The organism is Sphingobacterium sp. G1-14 (genome assembly GCF_002196555.1).
GTDB classification, from domain to species: domain Bacteria; phylum Bacteroidota; class Bacteroidia; order Sphingobacteriales; family Sphingobacteriaceae; genus Sphingobacterium; species Sphingobacterium siyangense.
In genome coordinates this window covers 1,727,672-1,742,857 of the sequence record NZ_CP021381.1, presented here as the reverse complement: position 1 = coordinate 1,742,857, position 15,186 = coordinate 1,727,672, and the positions used below count along the sequence as shown (strand labels likewise).

The following is a 15,186-nucleotide window of genomic DNA, read 5'->3' as shown; positions in this document are numbered from 1 at the left end:
AAAGACTCTGGTACAAAAGCGATCAGCTTGAGATGCCAGAGTCTTTTCTTTTATTTCCCCTCCTAACAGTACAGGCACTAATATCTCCTGCCAATATAATAGTCTCTATAAAAAAGCGTAAATTAGCTGTATTATACGAACTGGACTTCTAACATGCCAATAGTAGCAACAAGATTATTTGATTTAGCATACCTGCAATATAGTATTGCCCCGGATTTCCCAATGTTTTCTTTCAGAAAAGATAACGAATGGGTACAAGTAAGCAATACTCAATTTATTGAACAGATCAACGAGACATCTAAAGGTTTGATCGCATTAGGCGTTCAGCCTGGAGAGAAAGTAGCATTAATTAGTGAGAACCGCATCGAGTGGAATATCCTTGATTTTGCCATTCAACAAATTGGAGCTGTAGTAGTCGCCATCTACCCTAATATTTCAACCTTAGATTACACGTATATCTTCAATCATGCCGAAATCAGGAAGTGTATTGTTAGTTCAAAGACACTATACACAAAGATATTAACGATACAAGATAATTGTCCGCAACTAAATGCTATTTACAGTCTAGACAAAGAGGATGGTCTAAACCATTGGCATGACTTCGTTTCCAAGGGCGAGATCATTACAGATGAAACGCTAAACCAACTACGTGATGGTATAAAAACCGATACATTGGCGTCCATCATTTACACCTCTGGCACAACAGGAAATCCCAAAGGTGTTATGTTGTCTCATAAAAATTTATTGGCAGATACGTTGAGTAGTGAATATTCCTTTCCTGTCGAACGAGGTGATCGTGCCCTCTCCTTTCTTCCAGTTTGTCATGCCTATGAACGCGTATTCCAATATGTATATATGTACAAAGGTTTGACAATCTTCTTTGCTCAATCGATGGATACGATAGGTGAAGATTTTAAATCCGTTAAACCACATATTTTTTCCGCTGTACCTCGTGTATTGGAGAAAGTTTATGAGAAGATTATGGCTACAGGAGAGCAATTAACAGGAGTCAAGCGTAAGCTATTCTTCTGGTCCTTGAGCGTCGGCGAACAATACAAACTGGAGGGACGTACATGGTGGTATGACTTTCAACTGAACATTGCCCGTAAATTAGTTTTTTCAAAATGGCGCGAAGCATTAGGTGGTGACATCAAAGGGATTGCCTCCGGGAGTGCTGCTTTACAGGAAAGATTAATCCGTCTGTATATGGCAGCAGGGATTCCAATATATGAAGGTTATGGCCTCACTGAGGCGGGACCATGTATCGCTGTAAACTGCTATAAACGAGGTATGAAAATTGGTACTGTAGGCTTACCGTTAATTAATATCGAAATAAAGCTTGCTAACGATGGAGAAATATTGACTAAAGGCGAGAATAATATGATTGGCTATTATAAAAATCCAGAGGCAACAGCAGAAGCGATCAAGGATGGCTGGCTTTATACTGGGGACATTGGCCAATGGGTAGACGGTAAATTTCTTAAAATTATAGACCGAAAGAAAGAGATGTTCAAGACTTCTGGAGGAAAATATATCGTTCCGCAGCAGATCGAATCTAAACTGGTCGAATCTTCATTTATCGAACAGGCTATGGTACTTGGAGAAGGCCGCAAATTTCCTGCGGCGTTGATTGTTCCCAACTATAATAATCTTCTAGAATGGTCAAGAAGTGCTTTTCCCGCCCTTGCCAATCTTTCTAGACTAGATTTTCTAAATAGCCCAGAACTGAAACAGAAAATGGGATCGGAACTCAACCGTATTAATCAAAATTTTGGCAGCTGGGAACAGATCAAGAAGTTCATCATAGTTCCCGACGAAATGACCGTTGAAACCGGTGAATTGACACCGACGTTAAAAATGAAAAGAAAAGTTATCTTGCAAAAATACGAACAAGAGATTGAAGATATTTATCAAAACTAGTCTACAAAAAAGCCTTTGTCAAAAACAAAGGCTTTTTGTAATCAACTAAATTATATTCTTTATTTTTTAACAATCCGTTGACGAATCGCTTCATAGATCACTACTGCGGCCGACACAGATACATTTAACGAACCTATTTCACCGTACATTGGTATCTTGGCCAGGTGGTCGGCAATACGAATTAGGTCATTGGAAACACCAACGTCCTCTGCACCCATAATTACACAGGTTGGAGCTGTATAATCCACATCGTAAATGCTCGAGGTTGTTTTTTCTGTACTGGCAACTAACTGCACACCTGAATCAATCAAAAATTTACCAACTTTGGACAAGCTATCATGGCGACAGACAGGGATTTTATAAAGTGCTCCAGCAGATGTTTTAATGGCATCAGGGTTAACCTCAGCTGAGCCCTTTTTAGGGACAATGATGGCATGTACTCCAGAACATTCCGCTGTACGTGCAATAGCACCCAAATTGCGCACATCGGTCACTCCATCCAACATCAGAAGTAAAGGAGTTTCACCTTTTTCATAAATCTGAGGGAGAAGTTCTTCTATATCATGATAGGTAATTGGAGAAATAACCGCAATTACACCTTGATGATTTTTACGTGTTATGCGGTTTAATTTTTCAATTGGCACCTGTTGAGAAGCGATATTATGTTCCTTTAACAAGGCTTTCAATTCTAGAATCAAACTGCCGCTCAAACCGCGTTGTATAAATAATGACTCGATCTCTTTACCACTATCGATTGCTTCGATGACAGCACGAATACCAAATACCATCTGATTCACTTCACGTCTTTCCCCGTGGTCGCGATCACGTCTCTGAAAATTTCCTTGCATAATAAATACTAAATATTTCCCTCTTCATGGAAGAGTTTGCAAATGTACAAAAATTAACAGGAATTAAAGCTTTGATTTAGCTTAAACCTAAGTTAAACTCCTTACGCAAAGTATCCAAAAGTGGATTTTTGCTCACCATAGCCTGATACTTTTCCTGGGAGGTGTATGGTTTACGGGATACGGTAAATTCCATCATAACCCCTTGTAGATCGAGCGTAAAATTTTGCAGCTTGACGCGAAGATAATTCAACACATCCACTTTCGCACTTTGCAATACATCCATCTGTACAGCATTCTCGACATCTATCTCGATCAATGTGCCCTTCAAGCGAGGTTGCGTAGCCGTCATCATCGTATATAGATTGATTTTATTTTCTGCTTTCAATTGCTCGGCATAAGCATTCCAGATGGCTATAAATTGATTGAAGCTTACCTCACGCTGTTCGGTACCTCTTATTAATTCAGGTTCATCCCCCTCTTTGGCAACAGAATTATTGTCATAAATGGTGTTCAGATCGGGCAGCGATGGAATAATTGCAGAGGCAGAAGATCCCCATCCGCCTTTTTTGACTTTTGGGGGCACGTTTGAAGCTCCCTCATTTTTTACTTCGGGTTTGACGGTCGAAGTCTGGTGATTGGAAACTGTTGTTGGCGGGCTGGGGACAGGCACGTGAGCCGATAAAGCTGGTGCTGATGGCCCATTTTGTCCTGTATTTACAGAAGATGCAGCCGTAGAAGAACTTTCCTTCGCCTGCGAAACTACTGGCTCAGGGAGTTTTTTTTTTACTCCTTCAGCAGCTGAAGGAATCTGTACGGAACCAAGCTGGCTTAATTTAATGGCACTTGCGATGTGACACATTTTCAACAAAGCAAGCTCTACCTGCAAGCGTTGATTTTTACTCGTCTTGTAATTTATTTCACACTGATTTGAAATATTCAATGCTGACAATAGAAGCCCTGAAGAAGCTTTCTGCGCTTGCTGTAAATATTTTTGACGTATGCTGTCACTAACTTCCAATAGTTTTAAGGTAGCGGGCTCTCGGGCCACCAGCAGATTACGGAAATGGGCCGACAGACCAGCAATGAAATGACTTCCGTCGAAGCCATGGTTCAAAATCTCATTAAATGTCAAAAGCGTTTGTGCAGCATCTTCAGCCAAGATCGAATCCGTTAACTTAAAATAATAATCGTAATCCAGAATATTCAGGTTATCGATTACAGCTTGATAGGTTACGTTTTTATTGGAGAAGCTGACGATCTGATCAAACATGGACAGGGCGTCACGAAGACCACCGTCTGCCTTTTGGGCAATGATATGCAAACCATCTTGGTCATAAGCTATCGCTTCACGATCAGCTATTCTCGCCAGATGACCTGCCATGTCCTCCACTTTTATACGGTTGAAATCAAAGATCTGACAGCGCGAAAGGATCGTGGGTAAAATCTTATGTTTCTCTGTTGTAGCCAAGATAAAAATCGCATACGAAGGCGGCTCTTCCAAGGTCTTCAAAAAGGCATTAAAAGCAGCCTGCGAAAGCATGTGCACCTCATCAATGATATAGATCTTATACTTTCCGGCCTGCGGCGGTATACGGACCTGATCGATCAGATTGCGAATATCGTCTACAGAGTTGTTGGATGCAGCATCAAGTTCGTGTATACTGAAAGAATTACCGTTTTGAAAGGATTTGCAGCTATCGCATTGACCACAAGGCTCCGTTCCGGGTAAGATCTGTTCACAATTTATTGTTTTGGCCAAAATACGCGCACAAGTAGTTTTACCAACACCCCGTGGCCCACAGAATAAAAATGCCTGCGCCAACTGATTGTTGTGAATTGCATTCTTTAGGGTGCCTGTGATGTGTTGCTGACCTACAACCGAATCAAAGGTAATCGGGCGGTATTTACGTGCAGAAACAATAAAATTATCCATTGCACGAAGATACGGATTTTAAAAAAGAAAATGGAGAAACTAAAACCTAAAAATCACAAGTTAGTAATTCATAGGGATGTCCAACTTTCTGGAGTCACTTAAAAGATCGGACATCCCTATTTTTCTTTAATTTTATTCAATCCTTCGGGGCTACTTTCAGATTTTCTATTCTCAGGGGCAATTCGCTTATTAAACAGCTTCTTTATCCCATTGAGATAGCACATCTTTTATAGAAGCGTCTTTAACAGATTGCTTAGGGCATCACCGTGGAGGTTTTTTGCAATGATTTTATCCTCATCTTTGTAGCGTAAACTTAATATTGACCGTTATATTATTATCAAAATAATTAAAACCAAATTTATGAAGCAAAGGATAACTTTATTTTACACCATTTTATTCAGTATTTTTCTATTTTCCGGATGCAAAAAAGAAGATAATTACGATGAGCTTTCTAGACTGGCGGATCTCAAAATTCAGGAAGCGGTAAAACTTACTGAAAATCTTTCTTGCAATGATCTGAAGGAATGCCGTATTGACACACTTTATTATACCTACGTCCCCGTACATCCGAGCTTCGAGCAAACTTATAATAAATTACTTGCCGAGGCCGCAGATCTTAAAGAGAGAGCACAGAAAGTATATAAAGGACCAATTATTTACAACACGAGCGTAGCCCCTAATTATCTTCCACCCCATTTTGGGATACGTTGCATCGCCGGTAAACTGAAAGTCGCTTCGGCTAGAGATCTGGAATTATCCGAAATCAATCAACGATTGGCGGATCTGCTCCCCAAATTGCAGACATTTTTTAATGACGTTCCCTGCAAGGACCCAAGTAAATGGCACATTGCCACCTTTCGTAAAGACTGTGAATTTATCTCCATATTGTATACGGACAAAGAAAACTTTGCTGAGTTTGGAAATATGGCAGAACAATATAATCATTTGGACAATGCCAAAAGAATACTGGACAAAAGCTTAAATTGTAGCGAGACAAATGAAAAACCGGCTAAAGGTATGGTCTGTGAAAATGGCAAGCCTAAAGTAACGTATTAATTTCTCTTAAAAGATTATAGGGCCAGTTTTTGGGCTTGGCCTTGTATAAAATAACAGCATGCAAAAGCCGTCTAAGTTTGTGATAGCGGTTAAAAACTATTCGAGGGAGGGCACAAAAATAGCCCATGCAATTTTTCTGAAGAGAAAGTATGCATGGGCCAGGTTTATTATTTAGCGACGGTAACAACGATATCGTCGACAAAAATACGGTTAACGGTAGCCGGCCAATTACCAGCACGCTGATCAAACGCGCCACCCAATAACCAAATTTGAGTCTCCGCAGTAGCTCCCGTAACAACAAAAGAATAGGTCGCTTCCGGAGCTTGCCATGCAGCTCTGCACGATTCTAGATTCGAATTAGGAGTTGCAACGTTCATCACATTAAATTGGCTCACGCTGACCGTTCCTGGTCCTTTGACACCAACGTTGAGTAGATAATGGTCACCAGTGGCATATCGTACAGCTTTGAAGGTAACCAATAGATTTTTTGTACGCTGTACATTGGCCAGCTTCGGCGAAATTAGATCGCCGCCGTAGTTCGTACGCCCTAATTTAATAAAGCCTGGTCGCGCATAAATCGATGCATAATTACCGCCCCCTTCTGTCGTATTGATCGTACTGGTCCAGCCTTTGGCCAATTCATCAGTGCTCCATAAAGCAATCCTTGTTTCGCCTGAAGTCGCATTAAAGATCTCGCTTCCATAGGTCAGCCAGTTAAAGTCCTCCTGAAGAACGACATCGCCCTCTACTTGCAATTTTACGCCTTTCTGATATACAGTTAGCGGAGATGCCTGTTGCACATCGCCTAAAAATAACAATAGATTTGCTGTACGCTCAATGTCGGTATTTTTATTTACCGTGATTGTTATTGGGGTATCACCCTCACCTTCCATAGGTGCAACTTTCACCCATTCAGATTCATTTTCCAAAGCGACTTTCCATTTCCCCGTAGCGCGGAGAATATACTGCCCGGTTATACCATCTTCCAGAACTTCCAAACGGTTGGATATGCCATCTATTTTTAAATAGGGATCTTTCACCTGTCCTTGATCTGTGGTTCCTGCCTGCTCTACATTCAGCACGTTATTTTGTAACTTTCCATCTAAAGTAAAAAACAAAGTCAGTTCACGCGCTTCGGGATCGGTATTTTTGTGAACGGTAACGGTAAATGTTCCATTTCCATTCCCCTCCATTGGATCGACTTTAACCCAGTTTTCTTTTCGGAGGGGCTCAACCTTCCATTTGCCAGTCGCCTGAACAGTGTAGGTTTCAGATACACCATTAGCCGCAGCGGCCAATTTTGATGGGTTATCTTTTAGTGCAAAATCACCATTTACCGCAAGATCGTCTTTACAGGATGTTAGTATCATTATCAAACTAAGACAAAAGACAACTGTTGATTTTGGAAGCGTATCCAATTTGTAATAATTAATCGTATTCATGAATTCCATAATTTTATTTAGCCTGCATTTCAACACGTTCCTTCATAATTGTCGTCACATTGCCTATCGTATACTGATATGACAATAGAAACACGTTTGTGCGCATACCAAATGCTTCTTCCACTTTGAATTTATTCGGATACATGGGGTCATTGTCCAATTGTACGACCTGAATATCTTTGTAAGGCTTTATCTTTACGTTATTAAAATCATCTATCTCCAAGGTAAGACAGTTTTTCTCAATATTAGGTACTTTAGATATAAAAGTCTCATTACCGGCGACCATCCTCACGCTATTGCTGGTTAATGGAAATAGCTGTTTATTCGCCGCTGTAGACAAACCATTGGCAAACCCCACCATTGAATACATGGTATTTTTGGCCTGTGATGCATATTCATTCTCTATGATGACCTGGTACAACATGGTGCTTTTCTTAGGATTGATTTCAACACCGGATGAGCCTGTCGCTTTCAGTCCAATAAAATAGGTAGAGTCCGGAGATAATCCATCTGGTCGCAATTTAACCATGGTACGGCCTGTTAGCTCACCTGCTTTGATCACAATCTTTTTGTCCATGATGTCATACTTCTCTTTGGGAAGTAATTTGGCATACAGATCTTCCGAATTATCATAAACAGCAAAATTGTATTTTACTAAAGGTTCTGAATCCTCTTCCAGTGCAATAACAAGATCTTTATCAGGCGCATGTGTACCTCCTGATGATGCCGCTACATAGCCAATCACCTCTTCTCCGGTCAAGCGAACCACTTCTTTAAACGTATTGTGATAATCAGAACTTATTAATGCTACCTCATTTTTATACATTTCCTTTTCGAATATTTCGTTGTCCTTACAGGCAACTAAAGCCATCGAAGCTGTCAGTATAGCGATAAAACTTCGTTTCATAATTTAATATTTTAATGTCTTCCACAAACCAAAACGGCTATGGAAGACGGTTATATTTTCCTTTTCTAATGCTTAATCCTAATTATAGCCCGGATTCTGATCCAATGATGGTAATCTGCGCATTTCGGCACGAGGTATAGGCACCCAAATCAACTTTTTATCGACCTGCCTTGTCAGGAATGACGATGTACCTGGTGAAACTCGCTTGTAGAAAGATTCCCGATCCGCACCATCGGGGTTCATACCGCGAATAGGCTCACGTTCCGTTTCTTCGTACTTGCCCCAACGGCGTACATCGTAAAAGCGTCTGTTTTCCCATAGAAACTCCACCATACGCTCACGTTCTATTTGCTTCTGCACCTCTGCCTTGTTGGCAAGCTGCGCAGTGGACAATCCTGGTAAACCTGCACGGTACCGAACAGAATTAAAAGAAGCTTTTATTTCACTTTCATCCCGGCTCGCGGTATAGGTTTTATCACCAAGCTGTACTGTATGGCTTCCAGTAAGGTTATTTAGTGCTTCAGCGTAGGATAACAATATTTCTGCATAACGGATAATAGGATATGCTTTGGGCATCATTCTGGCACCCGTACCGCTGATCGCATCAAATGGGTTTACCCATTTCTTAATAACATAACCTGTCAACGGGTAGTTAGGTGACGATGCCGAAACACCTCCCCGGCCATCAGGTTCCTGGTAAAAATATTTAGCCGCATGAGTATTCAACGTTGTACTAGACAAAGCCTGCCACACAGCACCGTTGAAACCTATGGATGCATAAAAACGCATTTCACGGTTTGCATACATCTTAAATATCCCCGCATTCAGTGGGTAACCCGAAAAATTACGCGGCTGAGCTGTAAATAAGTCACCAAAAGTACCACCGGCGGGAAGATCCGCTACAGCTTCAAAATACGTATCGCCACGCGCTTCTTCTTTGGTGCGTCCATCATCCATCAGATAGGCATCCACGACTTTTTGAGTCACCGAAAAACGCCCCCATCCCCCTAAGGTTGGTGGAAATGCACCCTTGTTCAAATCCGTTATGATATAATTCGTATTACGTCCCCAGATGTATTCGGGATTGATTGAAGCTACAGCTTCACCGGTAAAGACATCAGAGTATGATCTAAATGCATCAATACCACCCGCCCCATTCGGATAGCTTCCATAAAAGTTGGGGTCGGAAGTTACGCCAGTCGGAAGTGTGGGCGTTCTTTCGTCCGCTGGCACTGTATATAATTTATACCGGCCCATATCCATGACACGCTTAGCAGCGGCAGCTGCTACTGCCCAACGTTTTTCATCGTATTGTTGTGATACATAATGTGTACCATCGGTCTTGCGAATCCAGCTACCAAAATAGGATGCGGCAACCGGTCCGCCATTAAACAATGGACTGGCATGGATCAAGCGCAAACGGGCGATCAATGCAAATGCTGCTCCTTTTGTCGGTTTGCCAAAATCCAATAGACTAACATCAGTGGGAAGTTGTATTGCAGCCTTTTCAAATTCACCACAGATGTATTCCATAGCCTCATCATACGTTGCCCGGGGCCGGTCATAATACGCAATATCCTCATTGGTATTCACAACTTCATCTCCCAGCAAGATCGGTGGGCCAAAATCTATAATGAGGTTATAGTATGCGTAAGCTCTAATAAAACGTGTATATCCTTCGATACGGTTACGGTCTGCGTAGCTCATATCCCTTGGCACATCGAGGTTCTTTAAAACATTATTAGCTTTACGAATGATTTTGTAGTATTTTCCCCATTGATTAAGTCCACCGTAAAAATCAGGCGTAATATTTCCGGTGACAAAATCCATCCCGTAATAAATATTAGTAGTTCCAGTGCCTGTAAGGCCATTTATAGCTTCATCTGTCGCCATTGGCCCGGGCGTATAATTTGATCTGATCGTATTGGATTCATCAGGGAACAGTGCTGCCGCCCCCCACATATACGCTTCGATATAACGCGTATTTGTATAAGCTGAATCAATATTGAACTCATCATCAAAATATTTATCAATATTTAGATAATCTTTACAGGATGCCACCATAAACAACAGTTGTATGGCTAAGACGAATTTGGTTATTCTCTTTATGATTACTGACCTTTTCATGTCCTTCAATTATTTCTATACTATTAAAAATTAATATAAGCCTGTAACGAGTAAGTCGTCGGAATTGGATATTTACGCCCTCCCCAGGCCGCTTGTTCGGGGTCAAAAATCTTAACATTATCCCAGATATAAAGGTTATTCCCAACAAACTGAAGATCCATAGATCTGACACCCAGTCTCGTTAAAAACTTAGGGCTTAGGGTATAATTCAAAGTAACCTCCTGTAAGCGCAAATAGCGGGCATCATCCATCCAAAACGATGACAGCTGACTGTTGTTACTGTTGTTTCCGTATTGCAAACGGGGGAATTTAGCATTTGGATTTTCAGCTAAAGATAGATCAATACCATGCTGTAACGCATAGTCTCTTGGGATCCAACGATTGGCAGGGTCATTAGCCAAGGTAATGACGTTACCATCTGTACCGCCAAAAAACGGCATATAACCCATACCGGTATTTTCAGTAGCATCTTTATATGTCATTGGCTGCCCCACATAGAAAAAGGACGTCTTCCCTGTACCTTTGAATAACACTCCTAGAGATAGATTTTTGTAACGAAACTCTCCTCCGAAACCATACATGGTCAATGGATAGTTGCTATGGGTCAATGGAACTTTATCCAGCGTATTGATGATACCGTCACCATTTACATCTTTATATTTGATATCACCAGGTAATACCGTTCCAAAGCTTTGTGTCGGACTGTATTTGATATCGTCTTCGTCTTTAAATAATCCTAATGATTGATAACCACGGATAGAGCCGTAAGGATAGCCGTTAAACTCCAAGTAAGAATACTCCAGGTAAGCCTGTTCCCAATTTTGTACGACATTCTTTGAATAGGTAAAATTACCCCGCAAAGTAAGAGTCATATCGCTATTGAGTTTGGTGGTGTAGCTCAAATTACCATCAGCACCCGAGCTCTTCATACGCCCCACATTGGCGTAAGGATTGGATATTACACCCACATAATCCGGCACCTGAACCCGTGGCTGGAAGATACCGTTGCGCTGATCCTGGAAAAAATCAATCACAAAATCAATTTTGTTATTAAAGAGCTTTCCCTCTATTCCTAGATTGGACTTAATCGAGCGTTCCCATGCTAGGTTGTCCGCCCCGATACGCGTTTCAGAAATTGTTTCAATGCCACCAACTCCCCAAACACCGCTATTGTAAATATCCGCTTTCGTCAGATAAGGGAAACGGACAGCATTTAAAATCCGGTCATTACCTACGGTACCATAAGATGCCCTGATTTTGAAATAGTCTAACCAAGGTGCCGCATCTTTCACAAATTGGTAACTTGAAGGTACCCATCCCACTGCCACCGATGGGAAGACCCCATACTGACGGCCGGGCTGAAAGTTTTCAGAACCTGTATATCCAAAATTGGCGTCCAATAAGTATGTATCCTTATAACCATAGGTAAACCTACTGGAAACCCCTTGATAACGAACAGGTATTGCGGTCATATTACTGGTTGCATCATCGGTATCTTTAGCATCGCTCAGGTAATAATAAACCAAAGCTGAGGTACGATGATCCTCACCAAATTTTTTCTCATAATTAAGTGTAGACTCAAAATGATATTTTCGGTACTGGCTTACGGTCTTCAGATAGGAAGCCGGACTTTCCTGTACCTTTTGAACCATGATTAGCGAACCATCCAAGTTTCGGCCGGTTGCCTCATACAATGCCGGTTGCATCCATCTACGTTCGGCAAAATAACTCTGAATGTCATAAGCACCCTGACCACGAATTTTCAGACCTTCCAGGAGACTACTTAAGTCTTGATCAAGCGCCACGGTTACCTTACCTTTATAGTTTTGATTATTATAGTTACCCGTACGATTGATCATCACATAAGGTGATGAACGTTGGCCTGCTCCTAAACCAGGCAATAAGCCATTGGAATATTGAAGCGGAATGGAAATTGGCGTAAGTGTCGATTGTGTTTTCCAGATCGCATCCGTATTCCCATAACCCGGTTCTTTTTTAACCGATAAAAATCCATCTGAACCCAAAAACACCTTAGTCGTTTTTGTCAGGTTGATATCAAGGTTAAGCCGATAATTGTAAGTATTGTAACCAACATTAGAACTGTAAATACTACTCTTATCAACTTTGTAGGCCGCTGTTTCGCTATTACCGCCCAAACTCAGGAAATATCGTGCAACCTCAGAACCTCCACGTCCCGAAGCATAGTAGCTTTGACGCCAAAAGCTTCGGTTTAGAATCTCATCTTGCCAGCTGACATCAGGATACATATCTGGATCTAGATGTTGCTGTATAATACCTAATTCAGTATCATTAAACAAGGGCTCGCTCCCCCGCACTACGGAAGCTTCATTAGCCAATAGGGCATAATCATAAGCACGTAGGTATTTCGGTAAACGATTCAGTCTGGATAAGGTCGTATTTGCACGCCCAGTGATCTGTATCCGATCTACAGTACCGCGTTTAGTGGTCACCAATACCACTCCGTTTGCACCCCGCACACCATATACTGCTGTTGCTGAAGCATCTTTCAGAATGGAGAAGCTCTCCACGTCTGCAGGGTCTATGGTATTTAAATCGCCTTCAAGCCCATCAATAAGCACTAAGGCTTTCGCGTTGGCACCAAATGTACCTATACCACGCACCCAAAAATCAGAGATATTTGATCCCGGTTCACCCGAAGTCTGCATGGATATAATGCCTGCTGCACGACCGCCCAGCATATTCGCGATAGAAGGCGCGGGACTTTGTAACTGTTTTACATCAACTGTTGTAATGGCACCTACAGAACTAATTTTCCGTTGTTTTGCGCCCAAACCAACTACGACGACCTCATCAATATTTGTACTCTTATCGAGCATTTTTATTTCCAGATTGTTGGTCGATTCTACCACCAAATGCTCGGCAACATCATAGCCCACACTGGTAAATACCAACCAGTCTCCATACGCAGCTTTAATAGTAAACTTTCCCTTTTCATCTGTAGAAGTTGCTCCTGTCGGTTTATCCTTGACATAGATTGACACTTTAGATATAGGTTGCCCCTTGCTATCAACGACAGTTCCGGCAATCGTTAACTGTTCTTCTGCTTGTTGTGCAAGTGCAGGTGATAGCCAGAGGCACAACGGCAGGATGCACAAAAAATAAATAATCTTCATAATATAATAAGTAGGTTAATTATTCGATAACTAATTTACGGATGCGCGCATTGCTCCAATCTGCGATATAGATATCACCCTGATCATTCACCGCAACTCCCCAAGGTTGGTTGAACTGCGATTCTACAGGCCCACCGTCTTTATAACCAGCTTTAGTCGGTTGTCCGGCAACAGTAGAAACAATTCCATCAGCCGATAACATGCGGATACAATGGTTACCGTAATCAGCAATAAACATATTTCCGGTCTTATCAAATTTGATATCTTTTGGATAATTGAATACAGCATCTTTGACGGGGCCGTCACGAAATCCCGACCCACCCGGTGCATTGATACGTTTGAAGCCTTCGTTGATATGGTCAGGACGTAGGTCTAATACAGAAATGCCCTGTGCAAACGTGTTCGGGCTAGCGTTTGAGTGCAACGTAATATACAATTCCCAAGGTTTTGCAGGATTAATAGCCTGTCCATATTGTGAACCATAAGGCCCTTTGTGCACGATCGTCGCAGCATATGTCACCGGATCTATTTTAGCGATATGACCATCACGAAAGCGTGTATATAAATGTCCATCGTAGGGGCAAAAAGTCACAAAGTTGGCATAACGGTCGGCCTGAACGATCTTCGCATAATCCGCAGCTGAGAACTGTGCATTCCGCTGGCGAATTGTCCAAGCTTCCCTTGGATCAAAGGAAAAAAACACTTCGGCAACCGACTCATGTGAAACCGTCATAATACCAGTCACCCGATCTACCGTCACTCCATTGGCATAAGGGTTCGGTGAGGATGCCGTTGAATATAAAGGGGTAACAATATTTTCCTTTTCGTTGATACGCGCTATCCCAAATGATCCACCATCACGCCAGGTCATAAACAGGTTGCCTTGCGCGTCCATATCTAGGTATTTACCGTAGACATGTGCTTGATCAAGGGTACCCGCCAAAAAGTTTTTATCCCCCGTACCGGTGACAGTACTAACTTGTGCCTGGATATGATAGGTAAATGATTTATCATAAACCAATGAATCTTTACCGATGACAACCGAAATTTTGGGATCATCGCCAGGGAGGCGTGGTACAATGGCATAAATGCGTTCTCCACTCGAGGATACTACGGCAGCCCGTGCATTATTAAAATACACTTTGATCTTATTTGGATCGGATCCAAAATTTTGACCATCTAATAAGATTTTATCCTTAGCCCCGCCTTCTGCAGGATAGAAAGAAGAGAGCACGACTGGTTTATTTGGATCATGCTCGCTCTGTTTTGTCGCAACATCTTCCTTACAGGAAGAAGAAAACAGCAACATTAACAAAGAAAATGTTAATTGACTACATTTCATAATAACTTCGGTTAAGTAAATCTACAATTGGTTCTAAAAGTTAGATCGAATATAATTTAGAAAAACAAACAAAACAAATATTTAAAAAACAAAAATTGAAACATAATAAAGTTATTTTAATAAAATATGAAAGCATTAGAAACATATAACATAAGCTATCACAGGTAATAAGATCTTCGATTAGAACGTTGCAAAACTAAAAACAAGCCCACACAAACCATCATTCAGCTAGTTATTAAATCATTAAGATTGTTTTAATTTAATGCTAAGAGTGTATTTTGGGCAGAAAGAAAATTAATAAACGAAATAAAACAAAAATATTACAAAAAAGAATAAAATGAAACCTTCGTCATTGTAACATCTTGTTAGCAATAATTTTGCACAGGAAAACAGATTTAAAAAACAAACAAAGAAAATAGTGCTGTAATTGGGACACAACCAACTAGTTATTTTCCT

Annotated in this window: 9 protein-coding genes; 2 read left to right on the top strand and 7 right to left on the bottom strand. The window is 41.2% G+C overall.

The window, feature by feature from the left end; genetic code table 11:
- Window positions 1–153: 153 nt before the first annotated feature.
- A complete protein-coding gene (locus tag CBM24_RS07245; protein WP_088160692.1) occupies window positions 154–1,920 on the top strand; it encodes an AMP-dependent synthetase/ligase in 1,767 nt (588 codons plus the stop codon).
- Between the two features lie 59 nt (window positions 1,921–1,979).
- On the opposite strand, the gene rlmB is transcribed toward CBM24_RS07245, so the two are convergent.
- Both rlmB and CBM24_RS07235 read right to left on the bottom strand, forming a co-directional pair.
- On the bottom strand, window positions 1,980–2,768 hold the full coding sequence (gene rlmB, locus CBM24_RS07240; protein WP_046672182.1) for a 23S rRNA (guanosine(2251)-2'-O)-methyltransferase RlmB: 789 nt from the start codon (window positions 2,766–2,768) through the stop codon (window positions 1,980–1,982).
- Window positions 2,769–2,844: 76 nt separating this feature from the next.
- On the bottom strand, window positions 2,845–4,701 hold the full coding sequence (locus CBM24_RS07235) for a DNA polymerase III subunit gamma/tau (RefSeq protein ID WP_088160691.1): 1,857 nt from the start codon (window positions 4,699–4,701) through the stop codon (window positions 2,845–2,847).
- A 360-nt stretch (window positions 4,702–5,061) separates the two neighbouring features.
- On the opposite strand from CBM24_RS07235, the gene CBM24_RS07230 reads away from it, so the two are divergent.
- A complete protein-coding gene (locus tag CBM24_RS07230; protein WP_088160690.1) occupies window positions 5,062–5,757 on the top strand; it encodes a hypothetical protein in 696 nt (231 codons plus the stop codon).
- 167 nt (window positions 5,758–5,924) lie between these two features.
- On the opposite strand, the gene CBM24_RS07225 is transcribed toward CBM24_RS07230, so the two are convergent.
- From CBM24_RS07225 to CBM24_RS07205, 5 genes are all read right to left on the bottom strand, one after another.
- On the bottom strand, window positions 5,925–7,199 hold the full coding sequence (locus CBM24_RS07225) for a BACON domain-containing protein (RefSeq protein ID WP_232475713.1): 1,275 nt from the start codon (window positions 7,197–7,199) through the stop codon (window positions 5,925–5,927).
- Between the two features lie 13 nt (window positions 7,200–7,212).
- Window positions 7,213–8,106 (bottom strand): DUF1735 domain-containing protein, encoded by an 894-nt coding sequence (locus CBM24_RS07220; protein ID WP_088160688.1) that lies wholly within the window; start codon window positions 8,104–8,106, stop codon window positions 7,213–7,215.
- Window positions 8,107–8,184: 78 nt separating this feature from the next.
- Window positions 8,185–10,233, bottom strand: coding sequence for a RagB/SusD family nutrient uptake outer membrane protein (locus tag CBM24_RS07215; RefSeq protein ID WP_088160687.1), 2,049 nt, complete (start codon window positions 10,231–10,233; stop codon window positions 8,185–8,187).
- 23 nt (window positions 10,234–10,256) lie between these two features.
- Complete coding sequence (locus CBM24_RS07210) at window positions 10,257–13,388, bottom strand: SusC/RagA family TonB-linked outer membrane protein (protein WP_088160686.1); 3,132 nt, start codon at window positions 13,386–13,388, stop codon at window positions 10,257–10,259.
- A 19-nt stretch (window positions 13,389–13,407) separates the two neighbouring features.
- Window positions 13,408–14,730 (bottom strand): IPT/TIG domain-containing protein, encoded by a 1,323-nt coding sequence (locus CBM24_RS07205; RefSeq protein ID WP_088160685.1) that lies wholly within the window; start codon window positions 14,728–14,730, stop codon window positions 13,408–13,410.
- Between the last annotated feature and the right edge of the window lie 456 nt (window positions 14,731–15,186).

Excerpts from the sequence above, each read along its gene's own strand:
- rlmB (WP_046672182.1), bottom strand. The coding sequence starts at position 2,768 with ATGCAAGGAAATTTTCAGAGACGTGATCGCGACCACGGGGAAAGACGT.
- CBM24_RS07230 (WP_088160690.1), top strand. The coding sequence starts at position 5,062 with ATGAAGCAAAGGATAACTTTATTTTACACCATTTTATTCAGTATTTTT.
- CBM24_RS07215 (WP_088160687.1), bottom strand. The coding sequence starts at position 10,233 with ATGAAAAGGTCAGTAATCATAAAGAGAATAACCAAATTCGTCTTAGCC.
- CBM24_RS07220 (WP_088160688.1), bottom strand. The coding sequence starts at position 8,106 with ATGAAACGAAGTTTTATCGCTATACTGACAGCTTCGATGGCTTTAGTT.
- CBM24_RS07210 (WP_088160686.1), bottom strand. The coding sequence starts at position 13,388 with ATGAAGATTATTTATTTTTTGTGCATCCTGCCGTTGTGCCTCTGGCTA.
- CBM24_RS07235 (WP_088160691.1), bottom strand. The coding sequence starts at position 4,701 with ATGGATAATTTTATTGTTTCTGCACGTAAATACCGCCCGATTACCTTT.
- CBM24_RS07245 (WP_088160692.1), top strand. The coding sequence starts at position 154 with ATGCCAATAGTAGCAACAAGATTATTTGATTTAGCATACCTGCAATAT.
- CBM24_RS07205 (WP_088160685.1), bottom strand. The coding sequence starts at position 14,730 with ATGAAATGTAGTCAATTAACATTTTCTTTGTTAATGTTGCTGTTTTCT.
- CBM24_RS07225 (WP_232475713.1), bottom strand. The coding sequence starts at position 7,199 with ATGAATACGATTAATTATTACAAATTGGATACGCTTCCAAAATCAACA.